The sequence below is a fragment of the Streptomyces sp. NPDC007929 genome, assembly GCF_042959065.1.
Classification (GTDB): domain Bacteria; phylum Actinomycetota; class Actinomycetes; order Streptomycetales; family Streptomycetaceae; genus Streptomyces.
This window is the reverse complement of record NZ_JBIBKD010000011.1, coordinates 114,539-131,895: the sequence shown is the minus strand read 5'-3', so window position 1 is coordinate 131,895 and position 17,357 is coordinate 114,539. Positions and strand designations below refer to the sequence as shown.

Annotated in this window: 16 protein-coding genes and 1 tRNA gene; 11 read left to right on the top strand and 6 right to left on the bottom strand. The window is 70.3% G+C overall.

Annotated features, from left to right (window positions below; all coding sequences use genetic code 11):
• Window positions 1-9: 9 nt before the first annotated feature.
• Both ACFZDE_RS32105 and ACFZDE_RS32100 read left to right on the top strand, forming a co-directional pair.
• Window positions 10-762, top strand: a complete 753-nt coding sequence (locus ACFZDE_RS32105) for an SDR family oxidoreductase (RefSeq protein WP_391205941.1) — start codon at window positions 10-12, stop codon at window positions 760-762.
• Entirely contained in the window at window positions 759-1,664 is a 906-nt protein-coding gene (locus ACFZDE_RS32100; protein WP_391205938.1) for an SDR family oxidoreductase, read from the top strand. The genes ACFZDE_RS32105 and ACFZDE_RS32100 overlap by 4 nt, the downstream gene beginning before the upstream one ends.
• Window positions 1,665-1,679: 15 nt before the next feature.
• Here ACFZDE_RS32100 and ACFZDE_RS32095 read toward each other — a convergent pair whose 3' ends face one another.
• Window positions 1,680-2,564 (bottom strand): hypothetical protein, encoded by an 885-nt coding sequence (locus tag ACFZDE_RS32095; RefSeq protein ID WP_391002200.1) that lies wholly within the window; start codon window positions 2,562-2,564, stop codon window positions 1,680-1,682.
• A gap of 123 nt (window positions 2,565-2,687) precedes the next feature.
• On the opposite strand from ACFZDE_RS32095, the gene ACFZDE_RS32090 reads away from it, so the two are divergent.
• From ACFZDE_RS32090 to ACFZDE_RS32065, 6 genes are all read left to right on the top strand, one after another.
• A complete protein-coding gene (locus ACFZDE_RS32090; protein ID WP_391205935.1) occupies window positions 2,688-3,164 on the top strand; it encodes a GNAT family N-acetyltransferase in 477 nt (158 codons plus the stop codon).
• Between the two features lie 20 nt (window positions 3,165-3,184).
• Window positions 3,185-3,535, top strand: a complete 351-nt coding sequence (locus tag ACFZDE_RS32085; RefSeq protein WP_391205932.1) for a chorismate mutase — start codon at window positions 3,185-3,187, stop codon at window positions 3,533-3,535.
• A 140-nt stretch (window positions 3,536-3,675) separates the two neighbouring features.
• On the top strand, window positions 3,676-4,224 hold the full coding sequence (locus tag ACFZDE_RS32080; RefSeq protein WP_391002206.1) for a response regulator: 549 nt from the start codon (window positions 3,676-3,678) through the stop codon (window positions 4,222-4,224).
• Window positions 4,225-4,291: 67 nt separating this feature from the next.
• Window positions 4,292-6,808: an aminopeptidase N gene (gene pepN / locus ACFZDE_RS32075; RefSeq protein WP_391205929.1), complete on the top strand. Its 2,517-nt coding sequence runs from the start codon at window positions 4,292-4,294 to the stop codon at window positions 6,806-6,808.
• A gap of 200 nt (window positions 6,809-7,008) precedes the next feature.
• Complete coding sequence (locus ACFZDE_RS32070) at window positions 7,009-8,400, top strand: aminotransferase class V-fold PLP-dependent enzyme (RefSeq protein WP_391205926.1); 1,392 nt, start codon at window positions 7,009-7,011, stop codon at window positions 8,398-8,400.
• The gene (locus tag ACFZDE_RS32065) at window positions 8,397-9,803 is read left to right on the top strand and encodes a SidA/IucD/PvdA family monooxygenase (protein ID WP_391205923.1); all 1,407 of its coding nucleotides are present in this window, start codon (window positions 8,397-8,399) and stop codon (window positions 9,801-9,803) included. Before ACFZDE_RS32070 ends, ACFZDE_RS32065 begins: the two co-directional genes overlap by 4 nt.
• 25 nt (window positions 9,804-9,828) lie before the next feature.
• On the opposite strand, the gene ACFZDE_RS32060 is transcribed toward ACFZDE_RS32065, so the two are convergent.
• Window positions 9,829-11,625 (bottom strand): 5'-nucleotidase C-terminal domain-containing protein, encoded by a 1,797-nt coding sequence (locus tag ACFZDE_RS32060; RefSeq protein WP_391205920.1) that lies wholly within the window; start codon window positions 11,623-11,625, stop codon window positions 9,829-9,831.
• Window positions 11,626-11,787: 162 nt separating this feature from the next.
• Here ACFZDE_RS32060 and ACFZDE_RS32055 point away from each other — a divergent pair, with 162 nt between their 5' ends.
• Window positions 11,788-12,504, top strand: a complete 717-nt coding sequence (locus ACFZDE_RS32055; RefSeq protein WP_391205917.1) for an SIMPL domain-containing protein — start codon at window positions 11,788-11,790, stop codon at window positions 12,502-12,504.
• Window positions 12,505-12,577: 73 nt separating this feature from the next.
• Window positions 12,578-13,999 (top strand): pyruvate kinase, encoded by a 1,422-nt coding sequence (pyk, locus tag ACFZDE_RS32050; protein WP_391205914.1) that lies wholly within the window; start codon window positions 12,578-12,580, stop codon window positions 13,997-13,999.
• Between the two features lie 11 nt (window positions 14,000-14,010).
• On the opposite strand, the gene ACFZDE_RS32045 is transcribed toward pyk, so the two are convergent.
• Both ACFZDE_RS32045 and ACFZDE_RS32040 read right to left on the bottom strand, forming a co-directional pair.
• Window positions 14,011-14,760, bottom strand: coding sequence for a transcriptional regulator (locus ACFZDE_RS32045; protein ID WP_391205911.1), 750 nt, complete (start codon window positions 14,758-14,760; stop codon window positions 14,011-14,013).
• A 107-nt stretch (window positions 14,761-14,867) separates the two neighbouring features.
• A tRNA-Leu gene (locus ACFZDE_RS32040) sits at window positions 14,868-14,942 on the bottom strand.
• Between the two features lie 102 nt (window positions 14,943-15,044).
• Between ACFZDE_RS32040 and ACFZDE_RS32035 the strand changes: the two genes are divergently transcribed.
• Window positions 15,045-15,701 carry a response regulator gene (locus tag ACFZDE_RS32035; RefSeq protein ID WP_391002222.1) on the top strand — a complete coding sequence of 219 codons (657 nt, stop codon included), beginning with the start codon at window positions 15,045-15,047 and terminating at the stop codon, window positions 15,699-15,701.
• Window positions 15,702-15,777: 76 nt separating this feature from the next.
• On the opposite strand, the gene ACFZDE_RS32030 is transcribed toward ACFZDE_RS32035, so the two are convergent.
• On the bottom strand, window positions 15,778-16,494 hold the full coding sequence (locus ACFZDE_RS32030; RefSeq protein WP_391002224.1) for an ATP-binding cassette domain-containing protein: 717 nt from the start codon (window positions 16,492-16,494) through the stop codon (window positions 15,778-15,780).
• Window positions 16,491-17,354, bottom strand: coding sequence for an ATP-binding cassette domain-containing protein (locus ACFZDE_RS32025; protein WP_391205908.1), 864 nt, complete (start codon window positions 17,352-17,354; stop codon window positions 16,491-16,493). Before ACFZDE_RS32025 ends, ACFZDE_RS32030 begins: the two co-directional genes overlap by 4 nt.
• Between the last annotated feature and the right edge of the window lie 3 nt (window positions 17,355-17,357).

The window sequence follows — 17,357 nt, the reverse complement described above, 5'->3', positions numbered from 1 at the left end:
TAGCAGCGGATGGAGCTGGACGGGAAGGTCGCCGTCGTCACCGGCGGAACCCGGGGCGTCGGCGCCGGCATCGCGCGGGCCTTCGCACGGGCGGGCGCCGAGGTCGTGGTCTGCGCCCGCCGGCCACCGCCGACGCCCGTACCCGGCACCGAGTTCCTGCCCCTGGACGTCCGGGACGCCGACGCGGTCGGACGCCTGTTCGCCGGCCTGCCCCGGGTCGACGTCCTCGTCAACAACGCGGGCGGCGCGCCCCACCGGCTGCTCACCGAGGCCAGGGCGGACCGGCACGCGCGCGTGGTGGAGCTCAACCTGCTCGCCCCCCTGACCGTCTCCCTCGCCGCCCACGACCGGCTCCGGTCCGCCCGCGGCTCGATCGTCATGATCGGCAGCGTCAGCGGCGGCCGCCCCTCGCCCGGCACCGCCGCCTACGGCGCCGCCAAGGCGGGCCTGGAGAGCCTCGCCCGGTCGATGGCCGTGGAGTGGGCCCCCGACGTCCGGGTCAACACCCTCGTCGTGGGCATGGTCCGCACAGAACTGTCCCACCTCCACTACGGCGACCAGGACGGCATCGCCGCCGTGGGCCGCACGGTCCCGCTGGGGCGCCTCGCCGAGCCGTCCGACGTGGGCGCCGCCGCGGTCTTCCTGGCCTCGGGAGCCGCCGCCTACATCAGCGGGGCGAGCCTGCTGGTGCACGGGGGCGGGGAACACCCGGCGTTCCTGGACGCGGCCCGTACCTCCCGTAAGAACGGAGAACTGGAATGAGCCGACTCTGCGCGGGCCGGGTCGTGGTCGTGACGGGCGCGGGGCGAGGGCTCGGCCGGGCCCACGCGCTCGCCTTCGCGGCCGAGGGCGCCCGGCTCGTCGTCAACGACCTCGGAGTGGGCCTCGACGGCAGACCCGAACCCGACGGCCCCGCCACCCGGGTCGTCGAGGAGATCCGCGCGGCGGGCGGCGAGGCGGTGGCACACGGCGGCGACATCGCCACGGCCGACGGCGCCGCCGGTGTCGTCCGCACCGCCCTGGAGACGTACGGCAGGCTCGACACCCTCGTCAACAACGCGGGCTTCCTGCGCGACCGCATGCTGGTCAACCTCGACGAGGACGACTTCGACGCCGTCGTACGCGTCCACCTCAAGGGCCACTTCCTGCCCCTGCGGCACGCGGCCGCGCACTGGCGGTCCGAGGCGAAGGCCGGCCGCGGGCCCGAGGCCCGGATCATCAACACCAGCAGCGGCGCGGGCCTGCTCGGCTCGGTCGGGCAGGGCAACTACAGCGCGGCCAAGGCCGCGATCGTCGCCCTCACCCTGGTCGCCGCGGCCGAACTGCGCCGCTACGGGGTCCAGGTCAACGCGATCGCCCCCGCCGCCCGGACCCGCATGACGGAACGCACCTTCGCCGCCACCATGACGGCCCCCCACTCCGGATTCGACGCCATGGCCCCCGAGAACGTCTCCCCCCTGGTGGTCTGGCTGGGCTCCCCGGCGAGCGCGGGGGTGACCGGCCGCGTCTTCGAGGCGGAGGGCGGCCGGATCACGGTCATGGAGGGCTGGCGGCCGGGCCCGAGCACACACGGGGGCCGCCGGTGGACCCCGGCCGAGGCGGGCGAACAGGCCCGCAAACTCCTGTCCGAGGCGGCCGAGCCCGGACCGGTGTACGGAACCTAGCCCCGTCCGGCACCCTCACGTGTCGCACTCCAGCACGCTCCGGCACAACGCGCACCGCGCCCGGACCCGCCCCCGCACCGGCACCCTGATCCGCTGATGGCACGTGGGGCAGGGGAACGACACCCGCAGCCCGCCCCCGTCGGGGGAGAACGCGTACCGCACCCCCGGCTGCGGCGGACCCGCCGGCGCGTGCCGCCGGTCCCGGGCGTACCGCCGCCGCCCCGCCCACCCCGCCGCGCTCAGCGGCGGCTGCCGCCCGTCCCGGCGGGCCAGCTCCATCCCCTTCTCGTACGCCGTGTACGCCTGCGCACTGGTGAACCACACCGACGGATCCTCACCGAAGACCAGCGCACGCTTGGCCAGCACGTACCCGAACTCCTCCGGCGTGAGATACCCCAGCTTCTGCGAGGACGCCCCGTCCTCCCGGTACGCGTCCAGCAGCAGCCACCCCGCACCCAGATACGTCGCCGCCGTGTCCGTGAGGATCTCGTTGTCCCGCACGCCCGGGAAGGACAGGCCGAGCCGGTGCAGATACACATGCATCACCTCGTGCGCCAGGGCCGCCCCGATGTCCCGCCGATGGTCACGGAACCGGTCGTTCAGCTCCACGAAGTACTCCGGCCCGGCCGCGAGCTCCACGCTCGCCGCGTGCCGCATCTCCCGGAAGCTCACCACCAGCCGGGCGTCCGGCAGCCGGTAGTGCCGCACCAGCTCGTGCGCCACCCGCTGCGCCCCCAGATACAGGTCGTCGGTGTCGCAGAACGCCACGTCGACCGGGAGCACGCTGGTCGCGAACGTCCGCACGGTGTCGTACGACAACCGCTTGTACAGCGCCGTGACAGCCGCCCGCACCGTCTCCAGATGCGGGTAGCCGTGCTCGACCGGCCCGTCGTTCGCCACGCGTCACCCCCAAGACGCCCCTGAACCCGGTTCCACTGTACGAGGACCCGGCCCGCCGCGGACGGGCGCGGGCCTGGCGAAAACCGGTCGTCGCCCCCCGGCGCCCAGGGCAGAATCCGGGCCGTGACCAGCGAACAGCACACCGTCGCCGCCTCCCTCCAGGTGGGCGGTCAGGACCACGACCTCGAACAGCGGCTCGACGACGAACTGACCGCCTTCAACACCGCCGCCGCCGACGGGGCCGTCACCGAGCCGCTCTCCGTCCGCGTCACCGACCAGGCCGGCACCCTGATCGGCGGCCTCACCGCCTGGACCTGGGGCACCCTGTGCTCCGTCGACATGCTGTGGGTACGCGAGGACCAGCGGCACGGCGGCTGGGGCGGCCGGCTGATGCGCACCGCCGAGACGGAGGCCGCCCGGCGCGGCTGCACCGACATGATCGTCTCCACGTACAGCTTCCAGGCGCCCGGCTTCTACCCGAGGCTCGGCTTCACGGAACGGGCCCGCATCCAGGGCGTCCCCGGCGGCCACGAGGACATCCACTTCCACAAGGAACTCTCACCGCCGAAGAATGAGACGGCCGGCGGCCACCCGGCGTGATCCCCGTAGGCTGACGCCCCATGACCACCAGCAACACCGGTTCCCCCGACGTCGACCCCGCCGTGCGCGAAGAGCTCGCCCGGCTGCGCGACAGCATCGACAACATCGACGCGGCCGTCGTCCACATGCTCGCCGAGCGCTTCAAGGCCACCCAGCAGGTCGGCCACCTCAAGGCCCAGCACCAGCTGCCGCCCGCCGACCCCGCCCGCGAGTCCCGCCAGATCGCCCGGCTGCGCGCCCTCGCCGAGAACGCCAAGCTGGACCCGGCCTTCGCCGAGAAGTTCCTGAACTTCATCGTCGCCGAGGTCATCCGCCACCACGAGCGCATCGCCGACGAGGCGCTCAACGGCACCACCCCACACGGCGACTGACCCCGCGCGCACCCCGACCGGGGGAGTGACACGACGCCCCGCCCGGAGCATGCTCGCTGTGCACAGCATGTCAGCTGACGAGCACTGCGTGTCAGTCCCCCGGACTACTCTGGACCTCCACGAGGGAGGGGCGTCGGGCCATGCCGTCGGATACCAGCATCCTCATCGTCGACGACCACGAGGACACGCTCTACGCACTGGAGAGCGCCCTGGCCCCGCTGGGCTACCAGCTCAGCCGGGCCACCAACGGCGACCAGGCACTCAAACAGGTACTGCGCGGCCAGATCGGCCTGCTCCTGCTCGACGTACGCATGCCCGGCATCAGCGGACTGGAGGTCGTGCGCTACCTGCGGCGCGTGGAACAGACCCAGCACATCCCCGTCATCCTGCTCACCGGCTTCGGCGCCGACCACGAACTCACCACCACCGCCTTCGCACTGGGCGTAGCCGACCTCGTCCTGAAACCCGTCGACCCCTGGGCCCTGCGCACCAAGGTCCGCTACCTCTACGACGCCCACCTCCGCCACCTCGCCCTCGAACGGGAAGTACGCCGCCTGCGCGCCCTCACCGCCGAGCACACCGAGACCCCCGCACACCCCCGCCCCGGCCTGCCCCACCCCGACGCGCGCGTACCCGCACAGAGGCCCTCGGGGGCGCACGCCGGGGAACTGGAAAAGGACCGTACGTAGAGCGGACATTACGCACGTACCGATCCGCCTCTGTGCGTTGCCGACGCCATCAGGCAGCATGTCTCGCATGTCCGTACTGACGCGCGACGAAGCGCAGACCCGAGCAGAGTTCCTCGACGTCCACCGCTACACCATCGAACTCGACCTGACCGGCGGAGACGACACCTTCGACTCCCGCACCCTGATCAGGTTCGCAGCCCGTGTGGACGGGGACACCTTCGTCGAGCTCAAGCCCGCCGAGCTGCGCAGCGCCACCCTCGACGGACACCCCCTGGACCCCGACGCCCTCGACGGCAACCGGCTCCCGCTGAAGAAACTCACCGCCGGCGAACACGAACTGCGCATCGACGCCCGCATGCGCTACTCCCGCACCGGCGAGGGCATGCACCGCTTCACCGACCCCACCGACGGCGAGACCTACGTCTACACCCAGCTGTTCCTGGACGACGTCCAGCGCGTCTTCGCCGCCTTCGACCAGCCCGACCTCAAAGCCGTCTTCGAACTGTCCGTGAAGGCCCCGCAGGACTGGACCGTCCTCACCAACGGCATCACCGAACAGACCGACGGCGTATGGAAAGCCGCCCCCACACCACTGATCTCCACCTACCTCGTCGCCGTCGCCGCCGGCCCCTGGCACTCCGTACGCACCGAGCACCGCGGCCTGCCCTTCGGCCTGCACTGCCGCCGCTCCCTCGCCCCGTACCTGGACACCGACGCCGACGAACTCCTCGACATCACCCGCGCCTGCTTCGACCGCTACCACGAGAAGTTCGACGAGCCCTACCCGTTCGACTCCTACGACCAGGCCTTCGTCCCCGAGTTCAACGCCGGCGCCATGGAGAACCCGGGCCTGGTCACCTTCCGCGACGAGTTCGTCTACCGCTCCGCCGTCACCGACACCGAACGCCAGACCCGCGCCATGGTCATCGCCCACGAGATGGCCCACATGTGGTTCGGCGACCTCGTCACCCTCAACTGGTGGGACGACATCTGGCTGAACGAGTCCTTCGCCGAGTACATGGGCTACCAGACCCTCACCGAAGCCACCCTCGGGGGATCTGAGGGGACGCCCTCCAGGAAGTGGGGCACCGACACCTGGACCGAATTCGGCGTCACCCGCAAGTCCTGGGGCTACGACGCCGACCAGCGCCCCTCCACCCACCCCGTCGCCCCCGAAGCCGTCGACGACACCGCCTCCGCGCTGCTCAACTTCGACGGCATCTCCTACGCCAAGGGCGCCAGCGCACTGCGCCAACTGGTCACCTGGCTCGGCGAGAAGGACTTCCTCGCCGGCATCAACACCCACTTCGCCCGGCACAAGTTCGCCAACGCCACCCTCGCCGACTTCATCGACAACCTCGCGAGCGCCACCGACCGCGACGTCCACGCCTGGGCCGACGCCTGGCTGCGCACCACCGGCGTCGACACCCTCACCCCCCGCATCACCCCCGGCGAACACGGCACCTGCGCCCTCACCGTCGACCGCGCCGGCAGCCGCCCGCACCGCGTCGCCGCCGGCCTCTACGACCGCGACCTCGGCGACGACGGCGGCCAGCTCGTCCTGCGCGAACGCCTCCACCTGGACCTCCCGCACACCAGCCCCCAGCCCATCGGCAAACGGCCCGCCCTGCTCCTCCTCAACGACGGCGACCTCAGCTACGCCAAGGTCCGCTTCGACCCCGAGTCCTTCGAGACCGTCCGCAAGGAGCTGTCCGGCCTGCCCGAACCGCTCACCCGCGCGGTCGTCTGGAACGCCCTGCGCGACGCCGTCCGCGACGGCGAACTCGCCCCCGGCGCCTACCTGGAGACCGCCCGCGCCCACCTCCCCCTGGAAACCGACCTCGCCATCGTCCAAGGCGTGCTCGCCTTCGCCTCCACCTACATCCCCGACCGCTACCTCACCCCCGAGGAGCGCCCCGCCGCCCTCGCCACCCTCTCCGACCTGTGCCGCGACCTCATCCGCCGCACCGAGGACGGCGACAACCCCGGCCTGCGCCTGATCGCCGTACGCCACCGCATCGCCGCGGCCGCCCACCCCGACACCATCGCCGCCTGGCTCGCCGACGGCACCGTCCCCGGCGGCCCCGAACTCGACCCCGAACTGCGGTGGCGCGTCCTCGCCCGGCTCGCCGTCCTCGGCGCCACCGACGAGGCCGCCATCGCCGCCGAACTGGAACGCGACCCCAGCGCCAGCGGCCAGGAAGGCGCCGCCCGCTGCCGCGCCGCCCTCCCCGACCCGGAGACCAAGGCCCGCGCCTGGGAAGCCATGTTCGGCTCCGACACCCTGTCCAACTACCTCTTCACCGCCACCGCCCGGGGCTTCTGGCAGCCCGAACAAGCCGACCTGGTGAGCGAGTACGTCGGGCGCTACTACGCCGACGCGGTCGCCGTCGCCGACCGCCGCGGCCCCGCCATCGCTACCGCCATCGGCCGCGACGCCTTCCCCGCCCACGCCGTGGACCCCGAGACCCTCCGCCTCGGCGAGGCCTGCCTGCGCGACGCCGACCCCACCCCCGCCCTGCGCCGCAAACTCATCGACCAACTGGACGACCTGGCGAGGGCGCTGCGGGTACGCGAGGCGTAGCCCGCTGGGCCGGGACCCGCGCAAGGCGCCTGACGGCCCCGCCCCCACGGCGGGGCCGGCGGGCGCCCTCGTCTTGGTGGCCCCCGCCCGCACGACCCGACCCCACCCGTTTCCCTGAACCGAGCTGTACCGAGGTACCTCCACGCACCTTTCGTCGTTGAACTCTCCGGGCGCGTCGCCCCGCGCCCCGGAGGTCAGTCATGTGCACGCCGCCCCTTGCCTCAGGCCCCGAAGGGCCCCACGCCCTGCGGCCCTTGCTCGACATCGTCCTCGACGCGCTGGACGCCGGTGGCCGGGCGCGCGGCGGGCCGCTGCCGGTGGGCGGACCGGACGCCGTCGCGGACCGGATCCGGGAAGCGGCCGGAGACGTCCTGCCCGACCACGGCGACCCGCACGCCGTCCGCACCCTGGTCCACGCCTTCGCCGCGACCGCCGCCGACCCCGCCCACCCCCTGTGCGCCGCCCACCTGCACTGCCCGCCGCTCGCCGTCGCCGCGGCCGCCGACCTCGCCGCCAGCGCCCTCAACCCGTCGATGGACTCCTGGGACCAGGCACCGGGCGCCAGCGAACTGGAGTCACTGGTCACCGCCGCCCTGGCCCGGGAGGTCCACCCGGCCGGCACCCCCGACGCCCTCGTCACCACCGGCGGCACCGAATCCAACCAACTCGCCCTGCTCCTCGCCCGGGAGGCCAACGGCGGATCCGTCCGGCTCGTGCACGGGGCCAACGCCCACCACTCGCTGCCCCGCGCCGCCTGGCTGCTCGGACTGCCCGAACCCGTCGTCGTACCCGCCCCGCACGGCACACTCGACCCCGACGCGCTCGCCGCGACCCTCACCCGCCTCCACGGCCCCCTGCTCGTCGCCGCCACCGCGGGCACCACCGACGCCGGACTCATCGACCCCCTGCCCGAGATCGCCGCCCACAGCGCGACCCACGGCGCCCGGCTGCACATCGACGCCGCCTACGGCGGAGGCCTCCTCTTCAGCGACCGGCACCGCACCCGCCTCACCGGACTCGACGCCGCCGACACCGTCACCCTCGACCTGCACAAACTCGGCTGGCAACCCGTCGCCGCAGGACTCCTCGCCGTCCGCGACACCCACGACCTCCACCCCCTGCGGCAACACGCCGACTACCTCAACGCCGACGACGACACCGACGCCGGACTCCCCGACCTCCTCGGCCGGTCCCTGCGCACCACCCGCCGCCCCGACATCCTCAAACTCGCCGTCACCCTCAAAACCCTCGGCCGCGACGGCCTCGGCACACTCGTCGACCAGGTCTGCGCCCACGCCCGGCAGTTCGCCGCCCTCGTCGACACACACCCCGACTTCGAACTGCACGCCCCACCCGTCATCAGCACCGTGCTGTTCCGCCCCACCGGCGCCACCGACACCACCGTCGCCGCCGTACGCCGCACCCTCCTCACCGACGGCACCGCCGTCCTCGGCCGGGCCCGACTCGACGGCCGGCTCTGGCTCAAGGCCACCCTCCTCAACCCCGCCACCGGGCCCGACGACCTGGCCGCCCTGCTGCACCTCGCCGCAGAGAGCCGAGCCACCCACGTGGAAGGACACACCCCCCGATGAACCCCACCCCCGCCCCCGACACCCCCCGCGACCTCGTCGGCATCGGCATCGGCCCCGCCAACCTCTCCCTCGCCGCCCTCGCCCACCCCCTCGACGACCTCGACACCGTCTTCTACGACCAGCGCCCCGCCTTCGGCTGGCACCCCGGCCTGCTCATCGAAGGCGCCACCATCCAGGTCCCCTTCCTCGCCGACCTGGTCTCCCTCACCGACCCCACCAGCCCCTGGACCTTCCTCAACTACCTCCGCTCCCGCGAACGGCTCTTCCCCTTCTACTTCGCCGAGCGCTTCCACATCCAGCGCGCCGAATACGACGCCTACTGCCGCTGGGTCTGCGAAAACCTCCCCGGGCTCCACTTCGGCCACCAGGTCGACGCCGTCCGCTGGAACCCCGAACGCGACGTCTTCGAAGTCGACTACACCCAGCTCGACACCGACGGCGAAGCCGAAGCACTCGGCCGCACCTACACCCGCAACGTCGTCCTCGGCATCGGCACCGAGCCCCACGTCCCCGACGCCCTCAGACCCCTCGTCGACACACCCGGCGTCCCCGTCGTCCACGCCGCCGACTACCTCGACCACCGCGCCACCCTGCTCGCCGCCGAACACGTCACCGTCGTGGGCATCGGACAGTCCGGCGCCGAGATCTTCCTCGACCTGCTCCGCAACAGGCCCGCCGGACACGAGAAACTCCACTGGCTGGGCCGCACCGAGGCCTTCGCCCCCATGGAGTACTCCAAGCTCGGCCTGGAGCACTTCACCCCCGACCACACCCGCTACTTCCACGCCCTGCCCGAATCCACCCGCGACCGGCTCGTCGAGGGCCAGTGGCAACTCCACAAGGGCATCGACGCCGCCACCATCGCCGCCGTCCACGACGAACTCTACCGCCGCACCCTGCACGGCGGCTGGCCCGACGCCGTCCTCACCCCCGGCGTCCGCGTCCGCACCGCCGGCCGCATCGCGACGACCAAAATCGAACTGCACCTGGAACACACCCTCCAGGACAGCCGCTCCCGCCTCACCACCGACGCCGTCGTCCTCGCCACCGGCTACCGCGAACGCCCCCTCGACCGGATCCTCGCCGGCCTCGACCCCTACATGCGCCGCGACAACCAGGAACGCCCCCGCATCGACGAGGACCACCGGCTCGTCCTCGACCCCTCCGTCACCGGCACCGTCTACGTCCAGAACGCCGAGACCCACACCCACGGCGTCGGCGCCCCCGACCTCGGCCTCGCCGCCTGGCGCGCCGCGATCATCCTCAACTCCCTCACCGGCAGCGAGACCTACGCGCTCCCCGGCCGCACCGCCTTCACCACCTTCGGCCTCACCCAGCGCCGGCACGTCCCGCCGCCCCGCGAGGCACCGGCACTGACCCCACTGGTCGACGACCGAAGGTGACGAAGCGCGCGCATCACAATACGGCTCAGAAAACGGGCGTGCCGTTACGGGTGAGCTTCCAGTCGACCCCCGCGAACGCGGCCGGATCGATCGACCCCTTCGCCTTCACCCAGGCGATCATGGTGTTACGGATCTCGTCCGAGTTCGACCACGCCAACTGGGCCGCGGCCACATGCGGGAAGTTGCCGCCGCCGTTGGCCCGGTAGTTGTTCACCGCGAACACGAACTTCGCGTCATCCGCCAGCGGCTGACCCTCGAACCGCACATCCGTCACCCGCGACCCGGCCGGCTTCGCGATGTCGATCTCGTACGACAGACCACTCACCACGTCATAGTTGTAGTCCGGCGTACCGTTCGCGTTCGTCAGCTTCGCCGGGTCCACCGGCGCGTCCGGCGCCGTCTGCACGTAGTAGTTCGCCGAGAACTCCAGATACGCCTTCATCTGCGCACCCGTCATCAGACGCGCCTCCAGCGTGTTCTCGAACACATACAGACCCGCCACGTCCCGGATCGTCACCTCGCCCGACGGAATCCGCGCACTGCGCGAGAAACACGCCGCCTGCGACAGCACCGGCAGCGCCGCATGCTCCGTGCCCGCCAGCGCCTGCCTCACCGTGTCCGCCTGGATGTGGTTGATCAGATCGATGATCGGCACATCCTTGTACGGCGCCTCCGCCGACGTCATCTCCGCCGCGTTCGTGCCGATGACCTGGTTGACGTACGCCACGACCTTCTCGTGCTCGTCCGTCAGCAGCTTCGTGATCCTCGGATCCTCCTCCACCGTGTTGGAGTTCAGAACCGTCGCGCCCACCTTCTCGACCTTCCAGCAGCCCCTCTCCCAGACCAGCCCGAAGTCGAACAGCGTCAGCCGCTGCCCCCACTTCAGCGGCTCCGACAGCACGACCTGCTTGCCCGTCTTCTTGTTCGTGACGAAGTACTCCGGGATCTCGGTGTGCGCGTGCCCCACCAGGATCGCGTCGATCCCCGGCACCTGCTCCGCCACCAGAGCCGCCGCGTTCTCGATGTACGGCAGCTGATCACCGTAGGACGACGTCCCCGACGAACCACTGTGCGCCGACACGATCACCACGTCCACACCCATCGACCGCAGCTTCGGCACCCACTTCGCCGCCTGCTCCTCCAGACCCGGGAACGTCATCTTCCCCTGCACGTTCGCCTTGTCCCAGATCGCGATCCCCGGGTTCGTCAGCCCCAGCACCGCCACCTTCACATCCCGCCCGTGCGGCGTACGCAACCGGTGCATGCTGTACGGCGCGAACGCCGGCCGCAGCGTCTTCGCATCCAGCGCGTTCGCCCCCAGCAACGGGAAACGGCACTGCTGCTCGAACTTCCGCAGCACCGGAATGCCGTAGTTGAACTCGTGGTTGCCGAGCGCCGCCGCGTCGTACTCCATGGCGTTCATCGCCTGCGCCATCGGATGCACCGGGCCACCCTTGGCCGTGATCGGATCCACCTTGGCGTAGTAGTACGACAACTGCGTGCCCTGAATGGTGTCGCCCGCGTCGATCAGCAGCGTGTTGCGACGGCCCTTCTCCGCACGGACCCGGTTCACCAGCGTCGAGACCTTCGCAAGACCCACGTCGTTGTGGTCCTTGTCGTCGAACTCCTTGTCCGTGAAGTAGTCCCAGTTGAAGACGTTGCCGTGCAGGTCCGTCGTCCCCAGCACGGTGAACGCGTACCGCTTCGCGCCCCGCTTCGCCTCGGCCGCCTGCGCACCCGGCGCCGAGACCGCACCGGCCAGCGCCACCCCCGCCCCGGTCACGGCGGACTTCTCCAGGAACTTCCGGCGGTTCAACGGCATGTCTGGCTCCCCTGCGGAATCTGTGAACGACGCGCGTAGATAACGCGCGTAGATTCTGACCCGGCCATGACCGACCGCAACAGACCCGGCAGGTTGCGATCTGATGACTCGACCCCCCGACTCCCGGCCGCCAACCAGCCCAGACATGACAGAGTGGGGCGTATGACCGCGGCCACCCCAGACGCCTCCCAGCCCGCCGTCCCCTACGGCACCCCCGAGGCACCCCGCATCGCCGTCCGCGGCGAAGCCCGCCTCGAAGTCGACCCCGAGATCGCCCGCATCGGCATCACCGTCGCCGCCCGCGGCCGCGACCGCCGCTCCGCCCTCGACGACCTCACCCGCCGCAACACCGTCATCCTCGACCTCGTCAAGTCCTACGGCGACGCCGTCGAACGCCTGGAGACCGGCGCCTTCTCCATCACCCCCGAACTCACCAAACACGGCCGCGGCGAACGCGTCCGCACCTACCACGGCAACGTCCGCGTCACCGCCGAACTCACCGACTTCACCGCCCTCGGCGAACTCACCACCCGCCTCGCCGACCTCGAACTCACCCGCGTCGACGGCCCCTGGTGGGCCCTGCGCCCCGACTCACCGGCCCACCGCGACGCCAGGAAGAAGGCCGTACGCGAAGCCGTCCAGCGCGCCCGCGAGTACGCCGAAGCCCTCGGCACCACCCTCTCCGCCCTGGTCGAACTCGCCGACATCGGCGCCGAGAGCGCCCCACCGGCCTACCCCCAGGCCCCCGGCCGCATGCGCTCCGCCGCCTACGCCGGAGCCGCCGAGGACACCCCGGCCCCCCTCGACCTCGAACCCCAGCGCCAACGCGTCCACGCCCAGATCAACGCCCGCTTCACGATGGTGCCGCCACAGTTGTAGACGCGAACCGTGACGGCCCGAGGTGGACCCTTTCCACCTCGGGCTACCAATTGGTAACTCATAGGCTCGCACCATGCGCCGAGCAAAAATCGTCTGCACCCTGGGACCCGCCACCGACTCCTACGACCAGATCAAACAACTGGTCGACGCCGGAATGGACGTAGCCCGCTTCAACCTCAGCCACGGCGGCCACGCCGAACACGAGGAGCGCTACCACCGGGTCCGCAAAGCCGCCGACGAAACAGGCCGCAGCGTCGGCCTCCTCGCCGACCTCCAAGGCCCGAAAATCAGACTCGGCCACTTCACCGAAGGACCCGTACTCCTCGAACCCGGCGACACCTTCACCATCACCGTCGAAGAAGGCACCGAAGGCAACGGCCACATCTGCGGCACCACCTACGCCGGCCTCGCCACCGACGTCACCACCGGCGAACGCATCCTCGTCGACGACGGCAAGGTCTGCCTCGAAGTCACCGCGGTCGACGGCCCCCGCGTCCACACCACGGTCATCGAAGGCGGAGTGATCTCCGACCACAAAGGCCTCAACCTCCCCGGCGTCGCCGTCTCCGTCCCCGCCCTCTCCAAAAAGGACGAGGACGACCTCCGCTGGGCCCTGCGCACCGGCTTCGACGTCATCGCCCTCTCCTTCGTCCGCTCCGGCCGCGACATCCAGGACGTCCACCGCATCATGGACGAGGAAGGCCGCCGCCTCCCCGTCATCGCCAAAATCGAAAAACCCCAGGCCGTCGACACCATCGACGACATCGTCGCCGCATTCGACGGCATCATGATCGCCCGCGGAGACCTCGGCGTCGAAATGCCGCTCGAACAGGTCCCGATCGTCCAAAAGCGCGCCATCAAAGTCGCCAAGCGCAACGCCAAACCCGTCATCGTCGCCACCCAGATGCTCGACTCGATGATCGACAACGCCCGGCCCACCCGGGCCGAGGCCTCCGACGTCGCCAACGCCGTCATCGACGGCACCGACGCGGTGATGCTGTCCGGCGAGACGAGCGTCGGCAAACACCCGATCGAGACGGTCCGCACGATGGCCCGCATCGTCGAAGCGGCGGAGGAGGACATCCTGGCGAAGGGCCTCCCGCCCCTGACCGAACGCAACAAACCCCGCACCCAGGGCGGCGCCGTCGCCCGCGCGGCGGCGGAGATCGGTGACTTCCTCGGCGCGAAGTTCCTCGTCGCCTTCACCCAGTCGGGCGACACCGCCCGCCGCCTCTCCCGCTACCGCTCGCCCATTCCGCTGCTGGCCTTCACCCCTGACCAGGCGACCCGCTCCCAACTCAGCCTGACCTGGGGCGTCGAGACCTTCCTCGGCCCGTGCGTCGACTCCACGGACGCGATGGTCGACCAGGTCGACGAGCTCCTCCTCCGCTACGGCCGCTGCCGCCCCGGCGACACGGTCGTCATCACGGCCGGCTCCCCACCCGGAGTCTCCGGCTCGACGAACCTGGTCCGCGTCCACCGCATCGCGGAGTAGCGACGCCGGTGTCAGTACTTGGGGCCTACGTGGGCGTCCATGAGGGCTACGGAGGCTTTGCGGGCGACGGAGATGTTGCGTGCGTTCGCCATCTTCCATTCGACGCCCACCTGGTCGAGCGCCGCGGTGAAGAGGCGGATGATGTCGGCCGAGAGGTTCGTGAAGAAGTACCGCGGATACTCGTAGCGCTTTCGCTGCCCACCGACGATACGGGTCGTCCAGTTAATGATTCGGCAACCGTCGGAGTGGATGAGCCCGCGGATGAACTCCCAGGGGTGGGCGTCGACAATGGCCTGCTGCCAGGGTTCAAGGGCGATCCGGCGTTGGTGTTTCATCCCGGGGCCGTGCTGGGGAAAGAGATGCGGCCAGTGCCTGCTGTAGCTGGTCACCGAGACGTACCCCTGAGCCTGCGTGCGGGAGGCCCGCCCAGTCGGGTTGATGGCGCGCATCGCGATCTCGCAGGCGTCGATCAGGCCGGGCCATGCGTTGGCGCACGCGATCCTCAGGTAGTACCCGGCGCCGCGAGGGCTACCGCTGATGCAGCCATCGCCGAGATAGAGGCCCAGCAAGTAAGCGTACGCGGACTCATCAGAGGGCGGTCCGGAACGGTCTGGGGGCGCCATACGGGGGCGCGGTTCGAGGCGGCCCCGCCAAGAGCGGATCGCGGCCCGCGAAATGCCCGTTTCGCGGCTCACCGAATTCAGGCTGCGGCCCTGGGCCACCAACGCGAGTGCTCGCTTGCGTGTGCTGAGGTCGTACATAGGAGTCACTGTGGAACTGTGATCGCGTCGACGCGCAGCAAAAAGCGGATGTTCACGAGAACGTGGACATCCGCTTCGAAGTGGTGACTTTGGAAACCAAGGAAAAGTGCCCCGGGTCGGACTCGAACCGACACTGTATGGGTTTTGAATCCATTGCCTGCTGCCAATTGGGCTACCGGGGCCCGGTGAATCCAAGGTTGACCTCGACCCACTGCCTGACCACCATACCGCAGCTAGGTACGCTCTTGGGAGCAGTACCGGCCTGCCCCTACCAAGGAGCCCACGTGAGTGCCCCCGAGTCGCCCCAGCCTGTTGACGTGCCTGAAGAGGACAAGTCGCACGTGCCTCCGATGACGACGCGGGTCGTCATCGCCGAGGACGAGGCGCTGATCCGGCTCGATCTCAAAGAGATGCTGGAGGAGGAGGGGTACAGCGTCGTCGGTGAGGCCGGGGACGGGGAGCAGGCGGTGGAGCTGGCGCGTGAGCACCGGCCCGATCTGGTGATCCTCGACGTGAAGATGCCGAAGATGGATGGCATCTCCGCGGCGGAGAAGATCGCGGAGGAGAGCATCGCGCCGGTGCTGATGCTGACCGCGTTCTCACAGCGCGACCTGGTGGAGCGAGCCCGGGACGCGGGTGCGATGGCGTACCTCGTGAAGCCGTTCAGTAAGAGCGACGTCGTGCCGGCGATCGAGATGGCCGTTTCGCGGTTCACGGAGCTGAAGGAGCTGGAGAAGGAGGTCGCCGACCTCACGCTGCGGCTGGAGACGCGCAAGCTGGTGGACCGGGCGAAGTCGATTCTGCAGACGGAGTACGGGCTGTCGGAGCCGGCGGCTTTCCGGTGGATCCAGAAGACGTCGATGGATCGCCGCATGTCGATGCAGCAGGTCGCGGAGGCGGTCATCGAGGACGCCGACGAGAAGAAGGCCAACAAGGGCTGAAGCCCCGACGCGAGAGGCCCGCTCCCCTTCCTGATGAGAAGAAGGGGAGCGGGCCTCTCGGCGTATGGGCGGGACGTCAGTCCTCGCCGAGGTACGCCTTGCGGACCGACTCGTCGTGCAGCAGGTCCTGGCCCGTGCCGGAGAGGACGATGTTGCCGACCTCCATGACGTGGCCCTGGTCGGCGAGGGAGAGCGCGGCCTGGGCGTTCTGTTCGACGAGGAGGATCGTCGTGCCCTGGGACTTGAGCTCGGAGATGGTCGCCATGATCTTCTGCATCATGATCGGGGAGAGGCCCATGGAGGGCTCGTCGAGCATGAGCAGTTTGGGCTGGGACATGAGGGCGCGTCCCATGGCGAGCATCTGCTGTTCGCCGCCCGAGAGGGTTCCGGCGGCCTGCTTGCGGCGTTCCCCGAGGATGGGGAAGAGGTCGTAGGCGCGCTGGATGTCCTTCTCGATGCCTTCCTTGTCCTTGCGGAGGAACGCTCCGAGCTGGAGGTTCTCGGCGATGGAGAGGCGGGGGAAGATGTGCCGGCCTTCGGGGGAGTGGGCCAGGCCGAGGGCGACGATCTTGTGGGCGGGGACCCCGCTGAGGGGCTTGCCGTCGAAGAGGATCTTCCCGGACGTCGGCTTGAGCAGGCCGGACAGGGTGCGCAGGGTGGTGGTCTTGCCGGCGCCGTTGGTGCCGATGAGGGTGACGACCTGGCCGGCGTCGACGCTGAAGGAGATGCCCTTGACGGCTTCGATCTTGCCGTAGGAGACCCGGAGGTCCTCGACCTCGAGGAGTGCGGTCACTGGGCTTCTCCCTTGGTGCTGCTGGTGGTGCTGGTCGCTTCGGCGGCGGCTTCGGCGGCCTCGACCTCGGCGGCTTCGGCTTCGCCGGGGTCGCCTTCGAACGGTTCGCCCAGGTAGGCGGCGACGACGCGCTCGTCGGCCTGGACGACCTCGGCGGTGCCCTCGACGAGCTTCTCGCCCTGGACGAGGACCGCGACGCGGTCGGAGAGGTTGAAGACGAAGCGCATGTCGTGCTCGATGAGGAGGACGGCGATGCCCTTGTCGCGGATGGCGAAGACGAGTTCCTCGGTGGCGCGCGTCTCCTGGGGGTTCATGCCGGCGGTGGGCTCGTCGAGGAGCAGCAGGCCGGGCTCGGAGGCCATGGCGCGGGCGATCTCGAGCTTGCGCTGTTCGCCGTAGGGGAGGTTGCGTGCCAGGTGGTCGCGCTTGTGGGCGAGGCCGATGAACTCCAGGAGTTCCATGGCGCGTTCTTCGCTGTGGCGTTCGGCCTTCCTGAAGCCGGGGCCGCGCAGGAGGGCGGACCAGAGGCCTTCCTTGGTGCGGGTGTGGCGTCCGACGAGGACGTTTTCCAGGACGGTCATGTTGGCGAACAGGCGGATGTTCTGGAAGGTGCGGGCGATGCCGGCCTGGGTGACCAGGTGGGGCTTGGGCGGGAGGACGGTGCCCTTGTAGGAGACGGTGCCCTCGGTGGGGACGTAGAGGCCGGTCAGGCAGTTGAAGAAGGTGGTCTTGCCGGCGCCGTTGGGGCCGATGAGGCCGACGATTTCCCCTGCGTTGACGGTGAAGTCGACGGAGCGTACGGCGGTGAGGCCGCCGAAGCGCATGGTGACGTCGCGTGCTTCGAGTACTGGTGTGGTCATGTT

What these genes read in the sequence shown, in the direction of transcription:
- ACFZDE_RS32060 (WP_391205920.1), bottom strand. Translation starts at nt 11,625, where the DNA reads ATGCCGTTGAACCGCCGGAAGTTCCTGGAGAAGTCCGCCGTGACCGGG.
- ACFZDE_RS32045 (WP_391205911.1), bottom strand. Translation starts at nt 14,760, where the DNA reads ATGTACGACCTCAGCACACGCAAGCGAGCACTCGCGTTGGTGGCCCAG.
- pyk (WP_391205914.1), top strand. Translation starts at nt 12,578, where the DNA reads ATGCGCCGAGCAAAAATCGTCTGCACCCTGGGACCCGCCACCGACTCC.
- ACFZDE_RS32085 (WP_391205932.1), top strand. Translation starts at nt 3,185, where the DNA reads ATGACCACCAGCAACACCGGTTCCCCCGACGTCGACCCCGCCGTGCGC.
- ACFZDE_RS32100 (WP_391205938.1), top strand. Translation starts at nt 759, where the DNA reads ATGAGCCGACTCTGCGCGGGCCGGGTCGTGGTCGTGACGGGCGCGGGG.
- ACFZDE_RS32080 (WP_391002206.1), top strand. Translation starts at nt 3,676, where the DNA reads ATGCCGTCGGATACCAGCATCCTCATCGTCGACGACCACGAGGACACG.
- ACFZDE_RS32025 (WP_391205908.1), bottom strand. Translation starts at nt 17,354, where the DNA reads ATGACCACACCAGTACTCGAAGCACGCGACGTCACCATGCGCTTCGGC.
- pepN (WP_391205929.1), top strand. Translation starts at nt 4,292, where the DNA reads ATGTCCGTACTGACGCGCGACGAAGCGCAGACCCGAGCAGAGTTCCTC.
- ACFZDE_RS32070 (WP_391205926.1), top strand. Translation starts at nt 7,009, where the DNA reads ATGTGCACGCCGCCCCTTGCCTCAGGCCCCGAAGGGCCCCACGCCCTG.
- ACFZDE_RS32105 (WP_391205941.1), top strand. Translation starts at nt 10, where the DNA reads ATGGAGCTGGACGGGAAGGTCGCCGTCGTCACCGGCGGAACCCGGGGC.
- ACFZDE_RS32055 (WP_391205917.1), top strand. Translation starts at nt 11,788, where the DNA reads ATGACCGCGGCCACCCCAGACGCCTCCCAGCCCGCCGTCCCCTACGGC.
- ACFZDE_RS32065 (WP_391205923.1), top strand. Translation starts at nt 8,397, where the DNA reads ATGAACCCCACCCCCGCCCCCGACACCCCCCGCGACCTCGTCGGCATC.